This is a genomic window from Streptomyces sp. NPDC059499 (assembly GCF_042749285.1).
Lineage (GTDB): Bacteria > Actinomycetota > Actinomycetes > Streptomycetales > Streptomycetaceae > Streptomyces.
In genome coordinates this window covers 182,669-205,690 of sequence record NZ_JBHYTT010000008.1, presented here as the reverse complement: position 1 = coordinate 205,690, position 23,022 = coordinate 182,669, and the positions used below count along the sequence as shown (strand labels likewise).

The following is a 23,022-nucleotide window of genomic DNA, read 5'->3' as shown; positions in this document are numbered from 1 at the left end:
GCTCCCGCGCGGTGCGGGGACGGTCTGTGCTGTGGTCACTTTCCGGCCTCCTGGGTGGTTCGCGCGGTCTCGCCGGCGGCGGCCGGCACTCCGGCCTCCGTGACCGGGTCCGCGGTGTGCGGGTGCCAGCAGGCGGCCCGGTGCGCCGCGTCGGCGCCCGCCTGCGGGTCGATGGCCGTGAGGCCGGGCCGGGACGAGGTGCAGGTGTCGTCGGCGCGGGCGCAGCGCGGCGCGAACGTGCAGGCGTCGGGCTGGGTGTCGAGGCTGGGGACGAGGCCGGGGATCTCGGGGAGCCGCCGCTTGCCCTCGCCGCCGGGCCGCAGCACGGCTCCCAGCAGACCCCGGGTGTACGGGTGGCGTCCCGAGCCGAACAGATCGTGGACCGGGGCCTGTTCGACGCCCCGTCCCGCGTACATCACGAGCACCCGGTCGGCGGCGTCCGCCACCACACCGAGGTCGTGCGTGACCAGGACGATGGCGGTGCCGAGCCGCTCGCGCAGCGACTGCAGGACCTCGAGGATCCCGGCCTGCACGGTCACGTCCAGGGCTGTCGTCGGCTCGTCAGCGATGAGTACCGCCGGGTCGCAGGCCACGGCGATCGCGATCATCACGCGCTGGCGCATGCCGCCGGAGAGCTGGTGCGGGTATTCGTCGATGCGGCGCGACGGGGCGGGGATGCCGACGAGTTCGAGGAGTTCCACGGCACGTGCCCTGGACTCCTTCTTGCTCAGTCCCTGGTGCCTGCGGACCACCTCGCCGATCTGCCGGCCGATGGTGAGGACCGGGTTCAGCGAGGTCATCGGCTCCTGGAAGATCATCGCGATGTCCTTGCCGCGGACCTTCTGGAGCTCCTTCTCGGATGCTCCGACCAGCTCGCGGCCGGCGAGCCGTATGGAGCCGCCGATGTGCGCGGTGGGCGGCAGCAGCCCCATCACGGCCATCGAGGTCACGGACTTGCCGCAGCCCGACTCCCCCACCACGGCGAGGACTTCGCCGGGGGCCAGGTCGTAGGAGACTCCGTCGACGGCGTGCACGGTGCGGGAGTCGGAGCGGAAGGACACCGACAGGTCGCGCACGCTCAGGATGGGTTCGCGCACGGGTGTTCCGGTCATCGGGTTCCTCCACGGGGGTCGAGGACGTCACGCAGCCCGTCGCCGAGCAGATTGAAGGCCAGCGTCGCGGCGACGATCGCCAGGCCGGGGAAGACCGCCAGCCAGGGGGCCGGGGCAAGGAAGGACTGGGCGCCGGACAGCATCACGCCGAGCGAGGGGTCGGGCGGCTGGACTCCGAGGCCCAGGAAGCTGAGCAGTGCCTCGCCGATGATCGCGGCGGGGATGCCGACGGTCGCCTGGACGATCAGGGCGGAGGTGGCGTTGGGCAGGATGTGCCGGAAGAGCACGGTGCCGTCGCCGCCGCCGTTGGCGACGGCTGCCGCGACGTAGTCGACGTGCTTGAGCCGGAGTGTCTCGGCGCGGGTGATGCGGATGACCGCGGGGATCTGCGAGATGCCGATCGCGATGGTCGCGTTCGTCAGCGACGGGCCGAGGATGGCGGCGAGGCCGACGGCGAGCACCAGGAACGGGAACGCCAGCATCGTGTCGGTGAGCCGGGAGATCGCACCGTCGGCGAACTTCCCGTAGTAGCCGCCGATGAGCCCGAGCGGTACGCCGATGACGAACGCCAGCACGACGGCGACGAGACCGACCTGCATGGAGGCCCGTGCGCCGAACACGATGCGGGACAGCTGGTCACGGCCGAGGTCGTCGGTGCCGAGCCAGTGGGACCCGCCGGGTTCCGCGAGTACGTTGCCGAAGTCGGGCTGCGAGGGGTCGTACGGGGCGATGAGCGGGGCGAACAGTGCGACCAGGATGAAGACGGCCGCGATGATCCCGCCGGTGAGGGCGAGCCGGTTCTTCCGCAGGGCCCGCAGCCGTCCGCCGCCGGCACGCCGCCCGGTGACCTTCGGCGTGGCGGGGAGCGAGGGGGTAACTGTGGTCACCGGGCACCTCCGAGCCGGATGCGCGGGTCGATGACCGAATAGATCACGTCGACCAGCAGGTTGATGAGGATGTAGGCGGCCGAGGTGCAGAGCACCACGGCCTGCAGCGTCGCGTAGTCACGGGTGAAGACGGCGTCGATGGTGAGCTTGCCGAACCCGGGCAGGACGAAGATCTGCTCGGTGACGACGGCCCCCGAGATCAGATGGCCGAGCTGCAGGCCGAGCACGGTGACCACGGTGACGAGTGAGTTGCGCAGGGCGTGACCGCCGATGACCTCGCGCCGGGAGAGGCCCTTGGCGCGTGCCGTACGGACGTAGTCGGCGGACATCGAGTCGAGCATCGCGGCCCGGGTCTGCCGCATCACGACGGCGGCGAGACCGGATCCGAGGACGATCGCGGGGAGCACCATGCGGCGCAGGTTGTCGACCGGATCGGTGCCGAAGGGGACGTAGCCCGAGGCGGCGAAGACGGGGACGGCGATGGCGAGTCCGAGGACGAGCACGATGCCGAGCCAGAAGGTCGGGATGGAGAGGCCGATCAGCGCGATGGCGTTGGCCAGCCACTCCTCCGGCCTGCCGCGGCGGACCGCGGCGACCACACCGGCGCCGATGCCGACGACGACCGCGAGGAGGAGGGAGAGCGCGGCAAGTTCCAGGGTGACGGGCAGGGCCTGGGCGATGGCGTCGCTCACGGGGAGTCCGGTACGGGAGGAGGTCCCGAGGTCGCCGGTGAGCGCGTGGCCGATGAACCGGGCGTACTGGACGACGATGTTGTCGTTCAGTCCGTAGCTCTCGCGGATAGCGGCGAGCGCCTCCGGGCTGCGTTCCTCACCGGCGAGGGCGAGCGCAGGGTCTCCGGGCAGCGCCCGGATCCCCGCGAAGACGACCATGCTGACGAGGAAGAGGGTGATCAGGGACTGGCGCAGGCGCGTCAGCAAGTACTTGGTCATCGTGTGTACCCCGCAGTCGTGACGCGCACCAGTCCGTCGCCGTAGACGCGGATGCCCGCGACGTCCTTGTTGGCGACGACGTAGTTCTTCTGCCGGTAGAGGTAGATCATCGCGTGGGCCGCCTGGACCTTGCGGGTCAGTTCGTCGTAGATGCCGGCGCGCTTCGCCGGGTCCGCGACGGAACGGCCTTCGGCGATCAGCTTGTCGATCTCCGGGTCGCCCAGACCGTAGGCGTTCATGGCGCCCGAGGTCTTGAGGAAGTTGGAGACGTTGCCGTCCGGGTCGAGGCGTCCGGACCAGCCGCTGGTGAAGACGTCGTACTTCCCGGCGTCCGTCTCGGCCAGCATCGTGGCGTACTCGGTGGGCCGCAGGGAGAGTTCGAAGCCCGCCTCCTTGACCATGGCCTGGAGGACCTGGCCGACGCGTCCCTGTTCCGGGGTGGTGGAGGTCTTCAGTTCGATCTTGACGGGGGTCTTCACCCCCGCCTCCTCGAGCAGCTTCCTCGCCTTGGCGACGTCGCGCTTCGGGCAGTCCTGCGGCGGTACGCCGGGGGCGATGGCGGACTGCGGGGAGATCGGGCCGCAGGCCGGTTCGTACATGCCCTGGAAGACGACCTTGTTGATGAGTTCGCGGTCGATGGCGAGCTCGAAGGCCTCCCGGACCCGGACGTCACGGCCGAGGGGGGTGTCGATCTTCCCGGGCTTCTCGCCGAGCCCCTTGACGTTGCCGACGTTGAGGCCGATGCCCTGGTAGCCGAGCGAGGGCGAGTTGAAGAGCTGGAGCTTGGGCTCGGTGAGTGCGCTCCGCACGTCGACCGGGGCCATCTGGTCGCCGATCTGGAGGTCGCCGGAGCGCAGATTGGCCAGCCTGACGTTGCCGTCGGGGATGGGCTTGTAGACGACCCGGTCGAGGTGCACCTCGGCGGCGTCGTAGTAGTGGGGGTCCTTCTCCAGGACGATCCGGTCGCCGCCGACCCGCTCGACGAAGCGGAAGGGGCCGACGCAGGACGGGTGGTTGGTGAAGTTCTTCCCGTACTTCTTGAGTGCGGTCGGCGACATCACCATCCCGGAGCGGTCGGCGAGCACGCCGGTGAGCGGGACGTAGGGGTGGTCGAGCACGATCCGTACGGTGTGCGGACCGGTGGCCTCGATGGTGCGGGCCGGAGCGAGCTCCGTACCTCGCGCCGAGCCGGGGAGATCGCGGTGGCGCAGCAGCGAGGTGGCCACCGCGTCGGCGTCGAGCGCCGTTCCGTCGCTGAAGGTGAGGCCGGGGCGCACCTGGACCGTGACCGTGAGGCCGTCGGCCGAGGTGGTGGGCAGGGCCGCGGCGAGCTGCGGCACGAGGGTGCCGTCCTCGTCGATGTCGTAGAGCTTCTCGCACATGCCCGCGAAGACGGTGCGGCCCACGAGCGTCTGGGCGAGCGTGGGGTCGAGCTTGTCGGGATCCGAGTTGAGAGCCACCGTGATGGTCCCGCCGTCGCGCACGGACCGGTCATCGGTCTTCCGTACACCGCCGACCTCGGTCGCCGAGGACTGCAGCGAAGCGCAGCCCGAGGTCAGGAACACCAGGGCAACCGCCACCATGGCAACCGCTTTTCGGCGCACGAAGGCCTACCTCCTGCCAGGAGTGATCAAAGGAATATCGCAGACCGTATTTCGCATACAGTCCGCAGTGCAAGGGGGTCTCCCACATAGCGGACGGATAATTCTGACGATCGGGTAACGGTGCGGGCAGGTCGCCCGGGGATGCGCGGATTGCCTGAACTGTGCAGGTGGGAGCCGGTCACCCGGCGTTTTCCGGTGCCCCGGCCCGGGATGGCGCCCGGCGAAAGTCAGGTACCTGACAAAGCATGCGTGGTGACTGCACACATGCGGGAGCGGGCCTCCGCGGCTTCCCCGGCCCGGCCGGAGCCGGGGCACGGGGAAGCGACGGGACCCGCTGTCCGCACGCCTCGTTCTATCGCGAGGCCTTGGACCGCCACAGCAGCCAGCCGAAGTACGGGGCTCCGATCACCGCCGTGACGACGCCCACCGATATCTGCGCGGGCGCGATGACCGTACGGCCGATGGTGTCGGCGACGACCACCAGCAGGGATCCCATCAGGGCGGCCACCGGAAGCACCCGCGCGTGACGCTGCCCCACCAGGGCGCGCGCCGCGTGCGGTGCCACCAGTCCGACGAAGCCGATCACGCCTACCGCGGCCACCGCGGCCGCGGTGAGGACGACGGCGATACCGAGCAGTCCCAGCCGCGCCCTGCCGAGCCGGATCCCGAGCAGCCTCGGGGTGTCGGCGTCCAGACCGATGAGGTCGAGCTCCCGGCGCCTGACGGCGAGTACCGGCAGTGACACGGCGAGAGCCGCAAGGACGGGGAGGACCTCGGGGAACGTGCGCCCGTAGGTCGAGCCCGAGAGCCAGACGAGCGCCTTGGTCCCGTTGTACGGATCGGTGAGCACGATCATCAGACTGACCAGCGCCGCCGTAGCCGCGGAGACACCGATACCGATCAGCACCAGCCGGTCCTGCTCGAGTCCGCCCCGTGCCGCGAGCCCGAAGACCAGCGCCGCGGCGGCTGCCGCCCCTGCGAGCGCCGATCCGCTGATGAGCCAGAAGCTCGCGAGCGGGACGACGGTCAGGGTGATGACGGCGCCGACTCCCGCTCCCCCGACGACCCCGAGGATGCCCGGTTCGGCGAGCGGGTTCCGTGAGACGGCCTGTACCACCGCCCCCGCGGTCGCCAGCGCGGCACCGGCGAGCAGTGCCGCGGCGATCCGCGGCACACGGGTGTCGAGTACGAAGGTGACGAGCCTCCCGGAACGGCCGGTGAGCCAGTTCCCCACGTCGCCGAGCAGCAGGGGGGCGTCGCCGAGGAGAGTCGCCGCGACGACCGCGAGGACGAGAGCGGTGGTCACCACCGTGAGGGTGAGGACGAACGCGCGTCGGCTGCGCAGCCGGGCGAAGGCCGCCTCGGGGCCGGTGGATCCGCCTCCGCGGGAGCGGTGGGCGAGGAGGACGAGCACCACGGCGCCGAAGAAGCTCGTCACGATGCCGGTCGGCACGGACGCGCCCGCCTGGGCGCCGAAGACTGCGCGCAGCAGCACATCGGCGCCGAGCACGACGAGGACGCCCGCCACCGCCGAAGCCGGGATGAAGGCGCGGTGCCGGACGAGTGCGGGCACCTTGGCGCCGACCAGCCGGACGATCGCGGGCGCGCACAGTCCCACGAACCCGATGGGTCCGGCGACGGTGACGGAGACGGCGGAGAGAACCACGGCCAGGACGACGGCCGTTGCCCGCGTGAGACGCGGATTGACACCGACCACGACGGCACCGTCGTCACCGAGTGCGAGGATGTCGAGCCGTCGGCCGAGCACGACCAGCCCGATCAGCGCGAGGAGCGCGACCGGCGCGAGCCTGTCGATCGCCTGCATGCCGATCTGTGCGAGGGAGCCGTTGCCCCAGGCGTAGAGACCGGTGGTCTGCTGGGCGCGCAGCAGGAGGAGCATGTGGCTCAGGCCGCTGAGCCCGAGGGTGAGTGCCGATCCTGCGAGTACGAGCCGGGTGGTTCCCGCTCCGGCACGGGCGAGCCCCAGCACGATCCCGGCGGCCACGAGTCCGCCGATCAGGGCCGTGCCGCCGGCCGGGAGGGGTGGCAGGCTGATGCCGAACGCGGCGACGGCGACGACCGCGAAGTAGGCGCCGGCGTTCACGGCGAGCGTGTCGGGCGAGGCCAGCACGTTGCGGGACACCGACTGCAGTACGGCTCCTGCCGCGCCCAGCGCGCAGCCGACGACCAGCCCTGCGGCGAGCCGCGGCAGCCGGGAGGCCACCAGCACGGCGTCCGCCTGGTGGGTCCCGTCGGTGTCGGTCCACAGGGTGGCGAGGGCACCCCAGAGGGTGCGCAGTCCGACGGGCGCCGTGCCTTGGCTGATGTGTACGACCGCGAGGGCGAGCAGGGCGGTCAGCGCCCCGAGCGCGAGGAGGAAGAGGGGCCCACGGCGGGCGGGCCGCCCGGCCCCGACGGAGGACGCGTCCTCCGTCGGGGCGGTCGACGACGCCGGCTCGGCCTTCGTCGTAAGGGTGCTCACGTTCACTTGGTCAGTGCGTCCACAAGCGCGTCGACGTACTGCGTCATCGACGCCGTGCCACCGAACATCCAGATGCCGTCGGGCAGTCGGTGGACGTCGCCGTTCTTCACGAAGGGCAGCGACTTCCACACGGCGTTGTCCTTGAGGCCGTCGGCGAACGGGTCGGCGGTGTCCGCGCTGTTCGTGATGTAGACGAACCGGGCGTCGCCGATCTTCGTGAGGCCCTCGACGTCGGTCGCAGCCAGGCCGTAGCCCTCGTCGCCCTTCATGGCCCAGGGGCTGACCAGGCCGAGTTCGGTGTTGATGTCGGTGAGCAGTGCTCCCTTCACGTACGGGCGCACCGAAACCTGGCTCCCTTCCTTCCAGCCGTCGGCGAAGGCGACCTCTTCACCGTCGAGGCCGGCGGTGGCGAGCTCCTTCTTGCCGTCGGCGAGCTTCTTGCGGAAGGCGGCGATCTCGGCCTCGGCCTTGTCCTCGGTTCCGGTGGCTTCGGCGATCAGGTTGACGTTGTCGGTCATCTGGTCGATCTGCCTGGAGGCGTCCGCCGCCTTCACCACGATGAGCGGGGCCACCTTGGAGAGTTGCTTGACGGCGGCGTCCGGCAGGTCGGTCGTCGCGACGATGAGGTCGGGCTTCAGAGCGGCGACGGTGTCGACGCTGGGTTCGCCGCGGGTGCCTATGTCCTTGACGTCGCCGGTCAGGGGCGCCGCGGTGTCGTAGGCCCGGTAGCCCTTCACGTCGGCGACGCCGACCGGGTCGATGCCCAGTGTGATGAGCGATTCGACGACGTTCCACTCGGTGCCGACGACACGCTTGGCGGGCCCGTCCAGCTTCACCTTCGTGCCGCGTGCGTCGGTGACGGTCAGCGTGGAGTCGGAGGCGGACACTTCCGCGGGCGCCTCGGTGGTGCCGCAGCCGACGAGGGTCAGCGCCGCGGTGCCGGCGATCACAGGCCATGCCCAGTGCTTGGTCGTCATGAGGAGTTCAGGGCCTTTCGAGCCGAAGGTGGTGTCTTCCCACCGCGCGGGTGCGGGGGATGCCCGTCGAAGGGTCGGGTTCGACCTCGATACGGATGCCGTAGGTGTCGGTCAGGAGCCCTGGTTCGTAGACCTGGGCGGGTGTTCCGGCGGCGGCGACGCGTCCGGAGGACAGCAGGACGACCTGGTCCGCCACCGCGGCTGCCTGGTCCAGGTCGTGCAGGACGACCCCGATCGTCACGCCGTGCGTGTCGGCGAGGCTCCGGATGAGGTCCAGGATCTCCACCTGGTAGCGGAGGTCGAGATAGGTCGTCGGCTCGTCGAGCAGCAGCACGTCGGTGTCCTGCGCCAGGCAGCAGGCGAACCAGACGCGTTGCAGCTGGCCGCCGGAGAGACTCTCGACGCCGCGGTCGGCGAGATCGGTGACGTTCGTGACGGCCAGGGCGTGCTCGATGAGCCGCGCCCCGTCCGGGTCGCTCCCCCGCATCCGGCTGCGGTACGGATGCCGTCCGAAGCCCACCACTTCGCGGACGCTGAGGCCGGCCGGGGTCGTACGGCTCTGGGCGAGCAACGTGACGCGCCGGGCGAAATCGGTGCGCGAGAGGGCAAGGGCGTCGATCGGGTCGTCGTCGGGGCCTACGGTCACGCTCCCGCTGCGAGCCCGGTGCAGACGGGCGACGGCACGCAACAGGGTGGACTTCCCACTCCCGTTCGGGCCGATCAGCGCGGTGACCTGCCCTCGCGGAAGACGGAGGTCCGTCTCGTGTACGACGTCGACGCCGTCGTAGGCGACCGTGACTCCCGTGGCGGCGAGGCCGGACGGGGCAGCGGTACCCCCGGCGGGAACGCCGGGGTCTGCCACGGCGCGGCGAGGCGGTGGCGATTCTTCTCGGTCGGGTGCAGTCACGATCACTCGACAGAGGTTAGCCTAACCTAACCTGAAGGTGAAATTCGGCCCCTTGGATGCCCCGATGGCTGGAAACGGACCATCACCCTGCCGCGGGCCGCGGCCCGTTCCATCAGCCCCGGATCGCGGGGCCGACGACGGGAACTGACGCCGCGTCGTTCACCGTCATGACCACGATGCCCTCCACGTCCTGGCGACCGGGCGAGAAAGGCCGGCACCGCATGTCCGTCGACCAGAAGTCCTGGGAAGCCGCTGTACGCCACCTGTACGAGGACGCGTACCCGTACGACGCCACGGGCCCACGCCTCCACGAAGCCTGGATCCTCGATGTCATCGCGCTGATGGCGCGGGTCCCGGATCCCCGCGGCTGGTCCGGTCTCGACGACGCGGCCCACAACCCGGAGCGTGAGGCGTCCCCCACGTACCCCTTCGTCGCCCACCCGCCGGATTACATCGCGGAGCGGCTGAAGGAGATCGACCGAAACAGTGCCGAGAACCTGCTCCTGGCCCTCACGGACGACAAGTGCACCGTGTCCAACCTGGCACGCTTCGCGGAAAGCCAGGAGGAGTTGCGCTCGATGGCGCGCACGATCCTCGATCGCTTCGGGGACAAGGCCGGTTACCACACCAACGTCGACAGGCCCGGCCTTGCGCCCGGCACCCTCGACTTCACGACGTCGCACTGGGGGTACAGCCCCCTGAGCGTGTACTCGGAGGACTGCGGCCTGATCGTCGTCGCGGACACCGAGGTGGGCATCTTCTGGAACTTCTCCGACTACTGAACCGCCATGACCCGCACGGCGCAGGCTCTGACCAGGTGGCTGCCCCAGTAGCCCTTACCTGCCTACCGACGCCTCAGGACACGCCAGTCGCGGCCCGGGTGCGGGATCTTCGCCTGGTCCTCCGTCGGGGATTCCTCGTCCCGGATGACTTCCCCGGTGATGACCTGGCCGACCGGCTCGGCGAGTTCCAGGCCGGAGAGATGTGTCTTGAGCCTTTTGGACATGGGGCGGAAGGTCGCGAAGGTGAGCCCGCCGGACACGGCGGCCCCGACGAGGGGAATGGCCTTCGAGACGGACTTGGCGAAGGTCTGCTTCGTCATCTCGACGCCGAGGTATTCGGCGACCTTCTTCACGATGGGGTAGACGACACCCTTGGTCAGCGCCTTCTGAGGCAGCTTCTTGACGACCTGCTCGGCCATCGCCTCAGCCACCTTCCCCACGGCAGCGTTCGCGGACTGGGTTCCGAACATCACCCCGAAGAAGAGCGTGAGCACTCCCTTGGTGGCGTCATCGAGGTCGTCGTTGTCGGCGGAGAACAGATCGGGCCAGCTGTAGAGATAGGCGAGCTTCTGCGCGACGCGCAGCATGTGGGCGACGTACTGGGCCAGATCGGCCGGCACCGTGGCAGGCATGGCGATGAATCCGGGAATTCCGGCAGCCGCGGAGAGCGCGCTCACCTTGGCGGTTTCGTAGCGAATGGACTCGTTGGCCACCCTGTCCAGAACATCAAGAGGGATACCCGCCGCCGCGGGGGTCTCTTCCGTCGCCCTGCGCACATCATCTTCCGAGCAATGACGGGCCAGCGCCGTCCGGAGGTACGCCTCCCTGTCGATTCGCACACCCGGCAGCCTTGCCGCGCCGGCCAGAAGTGCGGAGAAGCGTGACTCCGGGTTCTCGCTCATTTGTCCCGTGACCATGCCAGGAACGTACAGCAGGCCGGGTACCCGTATCCCTCGAATCGGTCATTGTGATCGCGGATCGGGACTGCGGGCGCCGGACGCGGCGGACGAACCCCGGCCGCGCGTCGCCGTCGCCCATGAGCGCGAACTCCGGCTCCCACCAGCCTCGCTGTGCGTACGGTGCGTCAGTGTCCGCACGGGGCACGGACAGCACGCGGCGCCCGCATGCCCAGGTCAGCACCAGCTGCCCGCACGAATGAGGGGGCCGTCGTATGCGACGGCCCCCGTTCGGGGTGACCAGCAGCGCAGGGCGGCCGCGATGTCGCTGCCGTGTGCGCCGCTTCAGGCCCGGTGGAGCCGGACGGTGCGGTCCCGGACGACGGGACCGCGTCGACTAGCTCGCGTAGGTCTCGAACTCGGCGACCTTCGGCGTTCCGGTCGAGCCGGTGATCTCGAAGGTGATCTTGCTCAGCGAGGTGCTGGGAACCGTGATGGCGCCCGCGCCGGTACCGGACTTCAGGACGGCACCGGTGTCGCCGTTGAGGACCCTCCAGGATCCGATGCTGCCCGCGGAGCCTGATGCCTCACGGATGTTGATGCGGGCCACGGTGGTGGCGGAGGACCACTTGACCGAGACGGAACCGGTCGAGCCGGCCGGAGACCAGAAGGTGCTCAGGTTGCCGTCACGCACGTTGCCGAAGCTCGTCCCGCTGGCCTTGCTGGAACCGTCGGCGCCGGCGCCGATGCTGAGGTTGGTCCCGCTGGGCTGGGTCGGGTCAGGCGTGGGGGTGGTGGGGTCGGGAGTGGGGGTGGTGGGGTCCGGCGTGGGAGTGGTCGGGGTCGGTGACGGGTTCGTCGGCGTGCAGCTTCCGTTCGACACCTTCAGGCCCTTGTTGGCCCCTGCCGTCTGGCCGACGATGCTCGGCACGCAGTTGGCCGCGTCGAGGCTGAAGGAGTAGGGGATGCTGACCGTGGTCGTGGACTGCACGTTGGGCCCGGCGGGCTTGTTGTCGGTACCGGGGGCGGACCAGGTCACGTTGTCGAAGATGTTGCCGGCGACCTGCCAGTAGCCGGCCGCGTCGGTGTAGAAGGTGCCCAGGACGTCCTTGGAGTCCTTGAAGTAGTTGTTGTCCACCTTGGCGCGGGCACCGGCCCGGGAGTTGATCCCGGACTCGTTGAGCTTCAGGTAGTAGTTGTTGTACATGTGCGCGATGCCGCCGCGCAGCAGGGGCGCACGGGAGTCGATGTTCTCGTACAGGTTGTGGTGGTAGGTCACAAAGCCGTTGGAGAGCTCGGTCTCGCTGGATCCGATGAGGCCCCCGCGGCCGGAGTTCCGCAAGGTGCTGTAGGACAGCGTCACGTACTGGGTGTTGTCCTTCATGTCGAAGAGGCCGTCGTAACCCTCCGACTCACCGCCCGACGCCTCAAGGGTGGTGTGGTCGACCCAGACGTTGCGGACGTCGCTCTCCATGCCGATGGCGTCACCGCCGTTGGACGTGGGCGAGCCCGACTTCTTGACGTTCTTGACCGTCACGTTCTGGATGATGATGTTGCTGGACTCACGGATGTGGATGCCCAGCTGGTCGAAGACGGCGCCGCTGCCGACGCCGACGATCGAGACGTTGCTGATCTGCTTGAGCTCGATCACGCCCGCGGCGGTGTTGCAGCTGTCGCCGGACACCTTGGCGGTGTTGCCGTGGTTGATGGTGCCCTCGACCTCGATGGTGATCGGGGTGCTGGCGCTGGCCCGGCCGCACAGTGCCTCATGGATCGCGGTGCCCGTGGTGGCACGCACGGTCTGCCCGCCCGCACCGCCGGTGGTCCCACCGTTCTGGCTCGCGTAGCCGGTGGCGCTGCCGGTCACTGCCGCCGATGCCGAGGGCATCGACACAACCACACCGGCTGCGGCGGCCAGGGCCGTCGTGGCGAGCGCCGCAGAAAGTCGCAGTGCGACTGGTCGTCTCATGTCCATCTCCCGATTCGTCTTCGAACTCTGGGTGTTGGTACTTGTACGGTGGTCATATCCATGAACTTTCGAGACCGCGTCCTGCCACTGGGCAGTCCCTCGTCCGTCCGCTTGCGGGTGCCCTCATCGACGCGGCCTGGCCGACGGTTCCGCCGCGCCGGTACCGGCCCATGCGGACGTCGCGGTCGATGCCGTGGGAACCGCATCAACCGGAACGAGGCTCGCGAACGAGGAAAGCGCTTTCTGTCCGCGAGGATAGGGCTGCTCACGCAGGGCTGACAAGGTTCTTGTCACATGCGGAATGCGTACGGCCGCGCTTCGGGCCACACCGTCACCCGATCCGGCCGCCGCCTCGCAGAAGCCGTTCCCGCCGCCCGGCGCTCCAGCCGCAGGTCTTCCCGGCCGATGCGCGCCGGACGGGCCGATCGCCGCGGATAGTCCACCGCAGAAGTTCACAAGAGTGTTCATCGTTCGAGGAGATGAACTTTTGTATCGCCGGGCCGTCTTCTTCCGTACCGCGAGCCGGCTCACGGGTGTCCGATTCCCGACACCCGGCACTTTCCTCGGTGTTGAGGTGGTGGGCGGAACTGTCGAGGTTCGGGTCCGGCACCTACGGGCGGAGAGCCGGCCCGGGCGCCCGCAGACCTCCCGGCCACAACGCAGACCGCCCCGGCAGGCGGGTGCCTGCCGGGGCGGTGCTTGCGCTTCCAGGGGCTTCCCGGAGCGCGGTGCCGGATCTAGCCCAGGGTCGCGATGGCCTGGTTGAAGGTGGCCGACGGACGCATGACGGCCGCGGCCTTCGCCGGGTCGGGCTGGTAGTAGCCGCCGATGTCGACCGGCGAGCCCTGCACGGCGATCAGCTCGTCGACGATCGTCTGCTCCTGCTCGGCCAGCGTCTTGGCCAGCGTGGAGAACGCTTCGGCGAGCTTGGCGTCCGCGGTCTGCTGCGCCAGCTCCTGGGCCCAGTAGAGCGCCAGGTAGAAGTGGCTGCCGCGGTTGTCGATGCCGCCGAGCCTGCGGCTGGGGGACTTGTCCTCGTTGAGGAACGTGGCCGTCGCACGGTCCAGCGTGTCCGCGAGGACCTGGGCGCGGGCGTTGTCCGTGGTCTGCGCGAGGTGCTCGAAGCTGACCGCGAGGGCGAGGAACTCGCCCAGGCTGTCCCAGCGCAGGTAGTTCTCCTTGACGAGCTGCTGGACGTGCTTCGGGGCGGAGCCGCCGGCGCCCGTCTCGAACAGTCCGCCGCCGTTCATGAGCGGAACGACGGAGAGCATCTTCGCGCTGGTTCCCAGCTCGAGGATCGGGAAGAGGTCGGTGAGGTAGTCACGCAGCACGTTGCCGGTGACCGACACGGTGTCCTCGCCGCGGCGGATGCGCTCCAGGGAGAACGCGGTGGCCTTCACCGGCGACATGATCTCGATCTGCAGACCGTCGGTGTCGTGGTCGGCAAGGTACGTGCGGACCTTCTCGATGAGCTTGGCGTCGTGCGCGCGGTCCTCGTCGAGCCAGAAGACGGCCGGGTTGCCGGTCGCGCGGGCGCGCGTGACGGCGAGCTTGACCCAGTCCTGGATCGGCAGGTCCTTGGCCTGGCACATCCGGAAGATGTCACCGGCGCCGACGGCCTGCTCCAGCACCGCGTTGCCGGCGGCGTCCAGGACGCGGACCGTACCCGTGGTGGGGATCTCGAAGGTCTTGTCGTGGCTGCCGTACTCCTCGGCCTTCTGCGCCATGAGGCCGACGTTGGACACCGAGCCCATCGTGGCCGGGTCGTAGGCGCCGTTCGCACGGCAGTCGTCGATGACGACCTGGTAGACGCCCGCGTAGCTGCTGTCCGGCAGGACGGCGAGGGTGTCGGCCTCCTGGCCGTCCGGACCCCACATGTGACCGGAGGTGCGGATCATGGCCGGCATGGAGGCGTCGACGATCACGTCGCTGGGGACGTGCAGGTTGGTGATGCCCTTGTCGGAGTCGACCATCGCCAGGGCGGGGCCCTCGGCGAGCTCGGCCTCGAAGGACGCCTTGATCTTCGCGCCCTCGGGCAGGGCCTCCAGGCCCTTGAGGATGCCGCCGAGACCGTCGTTCGGGGTCAGGCCGGCCGCGGCGAGCGCCTCACCGAACTCGGCGAACGTCTTCGGGAAGAACGCACGCACCACGTGACCGAAGATGATCGGGTCGGAGACCTTCATCATCGTGGCCTTGAGGTGCACGGAGAACAGCACGCCCTCGGACTTGGCCTTGGCGATCTGCGCGGTGAAGAACTCACGCAGCGCGGCCACCCGCATCACGGCGGCGTCGACGACCTCGCCCGCCAGGACGGGTACCGAGTCACGCAGGACGGTGGTGGTGCCGTCGTCGCCCACGAGCTCGATGCGCAGGGTGCCGGGCTCGGCGATGACGGCGGACTTCTCGGTGGACCGGAAGTCGTCGACGCCCATGGTCGCGACGTTCGTCTTCGAGTCGGCCGTCCACGCGCCCATGCGGTGCGGGTGCGCCTTCGCGTAGTTCTTGACCGAGGCGGGGGCCCTGCGGTCGGAGTTGCCCTCACGCAGGACGGGGTTGACCGCGCTGCCCTTGATCTTGTCGTAGCGCGCGCGGACGTCCTTGTCCGCGTCGGTCTTCGCGTCGTCCGGGTAGTCCGGCAGCGCGTAGCCCTGCTTCTGCAGCTCCGCGATCGCGGCCTTCAGCTGCGGGATCGACGCCGAGACGTTCGGCAGCTTGATGATGTTGGCGCCGGGAGCCTTGGCCAGCTCGCCGAGCTCGGCGAGTGCGTCATCGATACGCTGACCGGCCTCGAGGTGCTCCGGGAAGCTGGCGATGATCCGGCCCGCCAGGGAGATGTCGCGGCTCTCCACCGTGACCCCTGCGGTCGAGGCGTAGGCCTCGACGACGGGCAGGAACGAGTAGGTCGCCAGGGCAGGGGCCTCGTCGGTGTGCGTATAGATGATGGTCGAGTCAGTCACCGGGTGCTCCGCTCCACGTCTGCAACATTGCTTGACATCAAGATATCTCGTGCCCGCCCCCCTCTCCACAGGGGCCCGCCCTCGTTTTCGGCCGGAACCGGTCAGTCGCGTCCGGCCGCGGAGGGGGCGGACCCGTGCGCCCCCGGCGCCCTGCCCGCCTCGACGAGCCCCGACTCGTACGCGAAGACGACCAGCTGTGCCCGGTCACGCGCGCCCAGTTTGATCATGGCCCGGCTGATGTGGGTCTTGGCCGTGAACGGGCTGATCACCATGTGGGCGGCGATCTCCTCGTTGGTCAGCCCCCGGGCGGCAAGGGCGGTGACCTCGCGCTCGCGGCGGGTGAGGGCCTCGAGGCCCGGCGCGGTGGCACGGTCCGGGGGCCGGGAGACGAACGCGCCGATGAGCCGACGGGTGATGGCGGGCGACAACAGGGCGTCGCCGCGGGCCGCGACCTCGATGGCCCGCAGAAGTTCGGCCGGTTCGGTGTCCTTGAGCAGGAATCCGGCTGCCCCGGCGCGCAGAGCGTCGAAGACGTACTCGTCGAGGCCGTAGTTCGTCAGGATGACGACGTGCACGGCGGCCAGCAGGGGGTCGGCGGCGATCTCGCGGGTCGCCTCGATGCCGGTCATCACGGGCATCTGTACGTCGATGAGTGCCACGTCCGGGGTGTACCGGCGGACCAGCTCGACGCCCCGCCGCCCGTCGGCGGCCTCCCCGACGACCTCGATGCCGTCCTCGGCCTCCAGCAGGGCCCGGAATCCCGCCCGCATGAGGGCCTGGTCGTCGACGATCAGCACGCGGATCATCCTGCGGACTCCCCTGACACCCCGGATACCCCCGACTTCCCCGGCGTCCCGGGTGACAGGGGCAGCTCGGCGCGTACCGAGAAGCCCCCGTGCTCACCCGGCGCGGCTTCGAGGGTGCCGCCGAGCGCGGTGACGCGCTCCCGCATGCCCGTCAGCCCGGTGCCCGGAGTGATCCGGTCGCCGGGCAGGCACGGCCCCCGGTCGTCGACGCGGAGTGCGAGCGTCGAGTCCGTGTAGAGGAGACGGACGGTGGTCTCGGCGCGGTCCGCGTGCCGGGCCACGTTGGTCAGGGCCTCCTGGACGATGCGGTACGCGGCTCCGCCGACATCGGCCGGAAGAGGCCGTTCGACGCCGTCGACGGTGACCACGAGCGCGATGCCCGCGGCCCGCGCCCGTTCGGCCAGCTCGTCGATGCGGTCCAGCCCGTTGCCGGGGTCGAGCACGTCCGTGCGCAGCACCTCCAGCGTCGAGCGGAGTTCCCGCATCGCCTCGCCGCTGGCCTCCTGGATGGCGAGCAGGGCGGGTTCCACCTCGGTGCCGCGTTTACGGGCGAGATGCACGGCGACGCCCGCCTGGAGCTTGACGATCGAGATCGAATGGGTCAGTGAGTCGTGCAACTCCCTCGCGATGCGCAGCCGTTCTTCCCCGGCGCGGCGCAACGCGGTTTCCTCGCGGGTCCGTTCGGCGTCGAGCGCCCGCTGCTCGGTCTGGCGCAGGTAGGCCTGCCAGTTCTTGTCGATGAGACCGGTGACCCCTGCGCAGAGGAACCATCCCAGCAGGAGCAGCGTCCGCTCGACGGTGTCCTGGACTCCGGGTACGGCGATGAGCAGCACCGTGAAGTAGCCGAGGAGGAACAGGGCCCCGGCCCCGCTCGCCTCCGCCCGGTGTCCGCTGCGCGCGGCGGCGTGGACGGCGACCACGACGGGCAGCGCCACCCAGCTGCCCGGGTGGGCGTGGAGGACGTACGCGAACATGCTCAGGGTGGTCACGGCCAGCACCGTGCGGGGTGCCCGGCGGTGTGCGGCGAGGGCCAGGGAGCCGGCCGCGACGAGCAGCAGGTCGAGGCCGTCCAACGAGGACGCCGCCCGGGCCGCCGCGATCACGGCAGCACCGATCACCGCGGCACCTGCCGTGTCCAGCAGGAGTGCCCGCCGTTCGATGTCCCCCCGCGCCTGCATGAGCCGCACCCTAACTCCCGTACGGATGCGGGCGCGTCGTCCTCCGGGACGGGTTCCGGGCTGCTCCCCGGGGAGTAGTGGGGTCGCCCACCCGTCGGGCCGGCGCAGCCCGGACTGCCTTCCGCCGTACGACGACGGGAGCGGGTGGCGGGGACGAGCATCGTCGCCATGACCGGACCTTTCCGATACACCTCGCCCGAACCTCCGAAGTCGGCCACCGGTGCGGTGGCCGACGTGTACGCCCAGCTCGCCACCGACTTCGGCATCAAGGACGCCACGACCTTCGTCGTCCTGTCCGCCTCCCCTCCGCTGCTCACCGCCACCTGGGCCCTGATGCGGGAGTCCCTGCTGGCCGGGCAGGCGTCCCGTACCGGGAAGGAGGTGGTGGCGGCGGGGGTCTCGCTCGCCAACCGCTGCCCGTTCTGTGTGCACGCGCACACCGTGCTGCTGCACGCCACGGGTGATCACCGGCTGGCCGAGACGATCCTGCGGGGCGATGAGCCGGACGAGCCGGGACATCGCCGACTGCTGGCCTGGGGCAAGGACATGAGCACGCCGCAGCCGTTCCCGGCGCGGGAGGCACCCGAGTACGTGGGGACGGCGCTCGCCTTCCACTTCATCAACCGCGTCGTGTCCTCGTTGCTGTCGGAAGTGATGCTGCCGGGGGGCGCCGAGAAGTACCGGCTGGTGCGGAGTACGGCGGGCCGTTCGCTGGCCCGCACGGTGCGCCGCGAGCTGCGGTCGGGCGACAGCCTCGCGCTGCTCGACACAGCCGGCGACCCGCCGCAGTGGGCGGGCGACACCCCGGTGGGTACGGCGTACGGCGCGCTGCGCACGGCCGCGCAGCTGGGTGCGGGCCTGTTGAGCGACGAGGACGCCGCGTTCGTACGGGAGTCGGTGGCCGGCTGGGACGGCGTCACGCCCCTGCCCCTGACCGCCGCGCTGCCCGACCGGGCGCAACGGCCGGGCGCCCGGCTTGCCCTGCTCGCGGCGCGCGCCCCTTACCGGATCACGGACGAGGACGTGGCGGCGTGGCGTGTACCGCCGTTCACCGATCACTGCCTGGTCCACCTGGTCGCCTTCGGCGCGATGTGCGCCGTCGAGCGGGTCGAGGCCAATCTGCGGACGGCCGCCGGGGAGCGGGCATGAGCGTCGCCGCCGCGTGGAACGGTCCGGTCGGGATGCACTGGGCGGCCTCCGACGCGAACCGGGCGCCGTAGCGCGCGCCGTCGGGGGCCCGCGCCCCGGCCCACGTTCCAGGTGCCGTTGATCAGGCGAACTCGCCCCGGGGCGGCCGGTGCTCGTACCAGCGCTGATCGGCTTCCAGCTGGGCGGCGAGCGAGACGAGTCGTTCCTCGCTTCGGGACGGGCCGAGCAGCTGGGCGCCGAGGGGCAGGCCGTCGCGGGTGAAGCCCGCCGGGACGTTGACGCCGGGCCAGCCGAGGACGTTCCAGGGCCAGGCGTACGGGCACGCCGCGGTCATCGCCAGGTCGGTGCGCCAGGCGCTCAGGTGGTCGAAGGTGCCGACCCGGGGCGGCGGGGCGGCGGTGGTCGGGGTGAGCAGCACGTCGTACCCGCTGCTCGTGGCCGGGTCGAAGAAGGCGCCGATCCTGCGGTGCTGGCGCACCTCGCGGGCCCGGGCCGCCCGGACCACCCGGCCGCCGAGGCGTGTGCCGGTGCGCAGGGCGCTGCGGGTGCGCGGGTCCAGAAGCGCGGGGTCGGGGTGGAGCGCGGCGAGTTCGGCGATTCCGGCGGTGGCACGGGGGACGAAGGAGAGGCCGATGAGTCCGTAGCGGGGACGGGCCTCCTCGACGTGATGGCCGAGGCGGGCGAGGACTTCGGCGAGTGCGGTGACGGCGCGCACCACCTCGGGATGGGGTGCGTTCCGGGTGAGGGTCAGCGGGGGCCGGAGGGCGAGGCCGATCCGCAGCCTGCCCGGGTCGCGGCGGGCGGCTGCGGACGCACTGACGGCGGGCGGCCGGTGCGGGTCGCCGGGGTGCGGTCCGGCGGCGGCGTCCAGGAGCAGCGCCGCGTCGGCGACCGTACGGGCGAGGGGGCCGTTGACGGTGAGGCCCTGGAAGGCGTCGCTGTTGGGGTGGACGGAGATGCGGCCGCGCTGCGGCTTGATGCCGACGAGGTGGGTCCAGGCGGCGGGGATACGGATGGATCCGGCGCCGTCGGAACCGAGTGCCGCCGGGACGAGTCCCGCGGCGACGGCCGCCGCGGAGCCGCCGGAGGAACCACCGGGCGTGTGGGCGGTGTTCCACGGGTTGCGGGTGACGCCGAATGCGGGGCCCTCGGTGAAGGCCCACTGGCCCAGCTCGCAGGAGTTGGTCTTGCCGACGACGACGGCTCCGGCCGCACGCAGCCGGCGGACCGCCTCGCTGTCGGCGGTGACGGGCGGCAGGTCGCCCGCGCAGCCGAAGTGGGTGGGCATACCGGCGACATCCGTGTCGTCCTTGACGGCGACCGGCACCCCGAGCAGGGGCAGCCGTTCGCCGGCGGCGAGCCGCCGGTCGGCTTCGGCGGCTTCTTCGAGTGCGGCTTCGGTCCGCAGGTGGCGGAAGGCGTTGAGGGTGTCGCGGCTCGCCTCGATGCGCGCGAGCGCGGCGGCGACAAGCTCCTGGGACGTCGTGCGGCCGTCCGCGAGTTCCTGTGCGCTGCCGACGAGTCCGTACGGTTCGGCGGGCTCGTCCGGCCTGCTCGGTCCGGTCCGCTCCGCGGGGTCTGCCGAAGACATCGCTGCCGCCTCCTCGCTGCCGCCGGAGCACGGTCCCCGAGGTCCGCCCCGGGGCCGCCCGAGCGGTCCTACTGGAGAGTAACGAGGGGCCGGGGTCCGCTCAAGGATGCCTGCCGGAAGGACTGTCTGCGCCGCGCGCGGCGCAGACAGTCCGAAGGTCCTACGGCCTCACGTGGATCTCGCCGATCCCCGTACCGAGACCGGCGCAGTGGGCGGTCGACTGTCCGGACTGGCCCGGGTTCAGCGTGACGTGCTCACCGTCCACGTCCGGCGACCAGCCGCAGACCAGATGGACCCAGAAGGTCTGCGGTGCCGATCCGTTGTTCCGGCACAGCGCGTACCCCGTGTAGTCGTCGATCGCGTGCTTCCCGGTGTCGCAGGACAGACCGGGCGGTTGCGCTGCCGGCGCGACGGCGACCGCCGCGGTCACCGGCACGGCCAGTGCCACGGTCAGGCCCGTGACGGCCGCACCGCGCAGCAGGGTGCGAACGGCGTTCCCCCTGGACAGATTCTTCATGTCTCCCCTTTGATCCCTTGCTCTTCACGGCTCCTCTCCCCCACGTTCCGTAACCGAAAACACCGCCGAACCTCACACTCCGTGCACCCTTGTCCGCCGCGCGGGCGGGGGATCCCCGGCGTACGCTCGCTTCGGGGGAACGCACGCTCGAAAGAAGCCTGGACAAGGCTGTTTCCGAGGAGGCGCCGTGACCGGACAGCGCATCACCGCCCGTGCGCTCGCCTGCGCGGCAGTGGTCGTACTCTCCGTGACGAGTGGCGCGGTGGCGCACGCGGACGACGACATCGAGTCGCTCCCCGCCCGCGAGATCGCCGACCGCTCCCGTGACGCCCTGCTCGACACCCGGTCGCTGCACCTTCACTCGGTGGGCGATCTGGGCGAGGGACGCTCCCCCATGACGGTCGACCTCACGCTGGACCAGGACGGCAACTGCGTGGGCGGTATCGACCTGGGCAAGGACGAGGGCTCGGTCGAGATCGTCAAGCGTGGCGACACTGTCTGGGTGAAGCCGGATTCGAACTTCTGGAAGAACCAGGTCCCGGTCGGGGGCACGGCCTTCGAAGCGATTCTGGCCGGGCGGTACATGAAGGGCGAGGCCTCGGACGCGAGGCTGCTTCCCATGGTGCAGGTGTGCGACCTCGAAGCGTTCCACGAGCTGCTCTCCGACAACGCCGATGCGCCCGGGGGAACGCTCACCAAGGGCACAGGCACGACGGTCGACGGGGTGCGCACCGTCCCCGTCACGACGACCGGGGACGACCAGGAGCTGACGTTGTACGTGGCCACCGAGGGCAAGCCCTACCCGGTGCGGATCACCGTGCAGGACCATGGGGCGGACGCGGCCGTGGACTTCTCCGGCTTCGACAGGCCGGTACCCGCGGCCACGCCGCCTGCGGAGGACGCGGTGGACGTCGGCGAGGTGCTGGGCGGGACGCCCGCACCCGTCTGAGACGCTGGGGCCACAGTCCGGTCCAGCCTGCGCCGAAGCCCCCCGGCAGTGATTCGCAGAGATACGACGTCGCCCAACTACCGCCCGGGGTAATTCTGTTGCCCCACAATGGCTGTGGTTACGGCGACGGGAGACATGGATGCGGGCGCTCGTGGTCGGGGTGGAGTCCTACGAGGCGGGGTCGGCCTGGGACCTCGACGGGCCGGTGCACGACGCGTTGGGATACGCGGGCTGGCTGCGGGAGATCGGGGTGAGGGACGAGTCGCTGACCCTGTTGCTCTCTCCGCTCGAGCGCAACCGCGCACTCGCCGACGGCTCCGGTCTGCCGTACCGTCCGGCCGACCGGAACACCGTGCACCAGGTGCTGACCCGGGAACTGGCGGACGAGCGGACCGACTGGCTGTTCGTCGCCTGGTCCGGGCACGGCCTCATCGACGCCGATCACAACCGCCGGCTGCTCTTCGCCGATGCGGTCCACCGGGACCTTCGCGGTCTGGACGTCGAAGCGGTGCTTGCCATGTACCGGTCCGACGGCGCACCGGGGCATCCGCACCAGCTCTGGCTGTTCGACGCCTGCCAGACGTACGCCGACCCGGCGACGACGGCTGGGACCCTGCGGCCCGACCCGATACCGCGCTCGACCCCACGTCAGCAGGCCGATCAGCACGTGCTGTTCGCCTGCGGACCGGGCGAGGCGACGCGCAACGGACTGCGCTCGGGTGTGTTCAGTGCCGAGGCTCTGCGGATGCTGCGCGAGCACCCCGACTGGCGACGGTCTCCGCGCCCCTTGGCCGATGCGCTGCGCAGCCGGTTCGGGACCACCACCTCTCTCTGGTTCGAAGGGGACGGGGAGGCCGGGCGGACCGCCGTGAGTCGGAGGATTCCTCGGCAGAGACTCGAACTGTCCGACAAACGCCGTCTGCGCGACGCACTGGCCGCGGTCGGAGTGATGCGGCAGCCGGAGTCGCGTAGTCAGGTCATCGCCTTGCTTCCTGCCGAGATGGCGGGAAGTGTCGCCAGATCAGGGGTCATGCTCCTGGAAATCCTGGATCTCATCGAAACCTGTCTGGCATTCGGTGACGGACTGACGCACTTGTGGTCGGCGGTGTCCCTGGTCGACCCCGGTACGACCGCGCTCGACGACCTCCTGGAGGTCTTCCGGAGTTATCCGGAGCGGTTTACTCCGCCTCAACTCGAAGCGAATTGACGCTTCGTGATTCAGCCACTTCAGGCCTGTGATGGCGCAGGCTTGACCGGTTGAGCATGTTTCCAGCAGCGCATGCATAGGACATCATGTAAGTGCGGGCCG

Annotated in this window: 18 protein-coding genes; 4 read left to right on the top strand and 14 right to left on the bottom strand. The window is 70.4% G+C overall.

Translation table 11 applies throughout. The annotated features are described in order from the left end of the window. Positions 1-35: 35 nt before the first annotated feature. From ACFW9O_RS20415 to ACFW9O_RS20385, 7 genes are all read right to left on the bottom strand, one after another. A complete protein-coding gene (locus ACFW9O_RS20415; RefSeq protein ID WP_351177916.1) occupies positions 36-1,112 on the bottom strand; it encodes an ABC transporter ATP-binding protein in 1,077 nt (358 codons plus the stop codon). Then, on the bottom strand, positions 1,109-1,999 hold the full coding sequence (locus ACFW9O_RS20410) for an ABC transporter permease (protein WP_384611081.1): 891 nt from the start codon (positions 1,997-1,999) through the stop codon (positions 1,109-1,111). The genes ACFW9O_RS20415 and ACFW9O_RS20410 overlap by 4 nt, the downstream gene beginning before the upstream one ends. Then, positions 1,996-2,949: an ABC transporter permease gene (locus ACFW9O_RS20405; protein WP_351177919.1), complete on the bottom strand. Its 954-nt coding sequence runs from the start codon at positions 2,947-2,949 to the stop codon at positions 1,996-1,998. The genes ACFW9O_RS20410 and ACFW9O_RS20405 overlap by 4 nt, the downstream gene beginning before the upstream one ends. After that, a complete protein-coding gene (locus ACFW9O_RS20400; RefSeq protein ID WP_384611080.1) occupies positions 2,946-4,553 on the bottom strand; it encodes an ABC transporter substrate-binding protein in 1,608 nt (535 codons plus the stop codon). The genes ACFW9O_RS20405 and ACFW9O_RS20400 overlap by 4 nt, the downstream gene beginning before the upstream one ends. Before the next feature lie 352 nt (positions 4,554-4,905). Further along, entirely contained in the window at positions 4,906-7,035 is a 2,130-nt protein-coding gene (locus ACFW9O_RS20395; RefSeq protein ID WP_384611078.1) for an iron ABC transporter permease, read from the bottom strand. A gap of 2 nt (positions 7,036-7,037) precedes the next feature. After that, entirely contained in the window at positions 7,038-8,012 is a 975-nt protein-coding gene (locus ACFW9O_RS20390; RefSeq protein ID WP_384611076.1) for an ABC transporter substrate-binding protein, read from the bottom strand. Between the two features lie 7 nt (positions 8,013-8,019). Continuing rightward, on the bottom strand, positions 8,020-8,922 hold the full coding sequence (locus ACFW9O_RS20385; RefSeq protein WP_384611293.1) for an ABC transporter ATP-binding protein: 903 nt from the start codon (positions 8,920-8,922) through the stop codon (positions 8,020-8,022). A gap of 164 nt (positions 8,923-9,086) precedes the next feature. Here ACFW9O_RS20385 and ACFW9O_RS20380 point away from each other — a divergent pair, with 164 nt between their 5' ends. Next, positions 9,087-9,701 carry a hypothetical protein gene (locus ACFW9O_RS20380; RefSeq protein ID WP_384611075.1) on the top strand — a complete coding sequence of 205 codons (615 nt, stop codon included), beginning with the start codon at positions 9,087-9,089 and terminating at the stop codon, positions 9,699-9,701. Positions 9,702-9,763: 62 nt separating this feature from the next. Here ACFW9O_RS20380 and ACFW9O_RS20375 read toward each other — a convergent pair whose 3' ends face one another. The 5 genes from ACFW9O_RS20375 to ACFW9O_RS20355 form a co-directional block, all read right to left on the bottom strand. Continuing rightward, positions 9,764-10,618, bottom strand: a complete 855-nt coding sequence (locus ACFW9O_RS20375; RefSeq protein ID WP_384611073.1) for a hypothetical protein — start codon at positions 10,616-10,618, stop codon at positions 9,764-9,766. Positions 10,619-10,994: 376 nt separating this feature from the next. Then, the gene (locus tag ACFW9O_RS20370) at positions 10,995-12,566 is read right to left on the bottom strand and encodes a polysaccharide lyase family 1 protein (RefSeq protein WP_384611071.1); all 1,572 of its coding nucleotides are present in this window, start codon (positions 12,564-12,566) and stop codon (positions 10,995-10,997) included. Positions 12,567-13,303: 737 nt separating this feature from the next. After that, positions 13,304-15,523, bottom strand: coding sequence for an NADP-dependent isocitrate dehydrogenase (locus tag ACFW9O_RS20365; protein WP_384611070.1), 2,220 nt, complete (start codon positions 15,521-15,523; stop codon positions 13,304-13,306). 101 nt (positions 15,524-15,624) lie between these two features. Beyond that, on the bottom strand, positions 15,625-16,329 hold the full coding sequence (locus ACFW9O_RS20360) for a response regulator (RefSeq protein WP_384611068.1): 705 nt from the start codon (positions 16,327-16,329) through the stop codon (positions 15,625-15,627). Next, positions 16,326-17,507 carry a sensor histidine kinase gene (locus ACFW9O_RS20355; RefSeq protein WP_384611067.1) on the bottom strand — a complete coding sequence of 394 codons (1,182 nt, stop codon included), beginning with the start codon at positions 17,505-17,507 and terminating at the stop codon, positions 16,326-16,328. The genes ACFW9O_RS20360 and ACFW9O_RS20355 overlap by 4 nt, the downstream gene beginning before the upstream one ends. Before the next feature lie 168 nt (positions 17,508-17,675). Between ACFW9O_RS20355 and ACFW9O_RS20350 the strand changes: the two genes are divergently transcribed. Beyond that, positions 17,676-18,656, top strand: coding sequence for a carboxymuconolactone decarboxylase family protein (locus tag ACFW9O_RS20350; protein ID WP_384611066.1), 981 nt, complete (start codon positions 17,676-17,678; stop codon positions 18,654-18,656). Positions 18,657-18,777: 121 nt separating this feature from the next. On the opposite strand, the gene ACFW9O_RS20345 is transcribed toward ACFW9O_RS20350, so the two are convergent. Next, positions 18,778-20,247, bottom strand: a complete 1,470-nt coding sequence (locus ACFW9O_RS20345; RefSeq protein ID WP_384611064.1) for an amidase — start codon at positions 20,245-20,247, stop codon at positions 18,778-18,780. A 160-nt stretch (positions 20,248-20,407) separates the two neighbouring features. Further along, entirely contained in the window at positions 20,408-20,764 is a 357-nt protein-coding gene (locus tag ACFW9O_RS20340; protein WP_384611062.1) for a hypothetical protein, read from the bottom strand. A 187-nt stretch (positions 20,765-20,951) separates the two neighbouring features. On the opposite strand from ACFW9O_RS20340, the gene ACFW9O_RS20335 reads away from it, so the two are divergent. Continuing rightward, positions 20,952-21,713, top strand: a complete 762-nt coding sequence (locus ACFW9O_RS20335; protein WP_384611061.1) for a hypothetical protein — start codon at positions 20,952-20,954, stop codon at positions 21,711-21,713. 139 nt (positions 21,714-21,852) lie between these two features. Next, complete coding sequence (locus ACFW9O_RS20330) at positions 21,853-22,920, top strand: hypothetical protein (protein ID WP_384611059.1); 1,068 nt, start codon at positions 21,853-21,855, stop codon at positions 22,918-22,920. Positions 22,921-23,022: the final 102 nt, after the last annotated feature.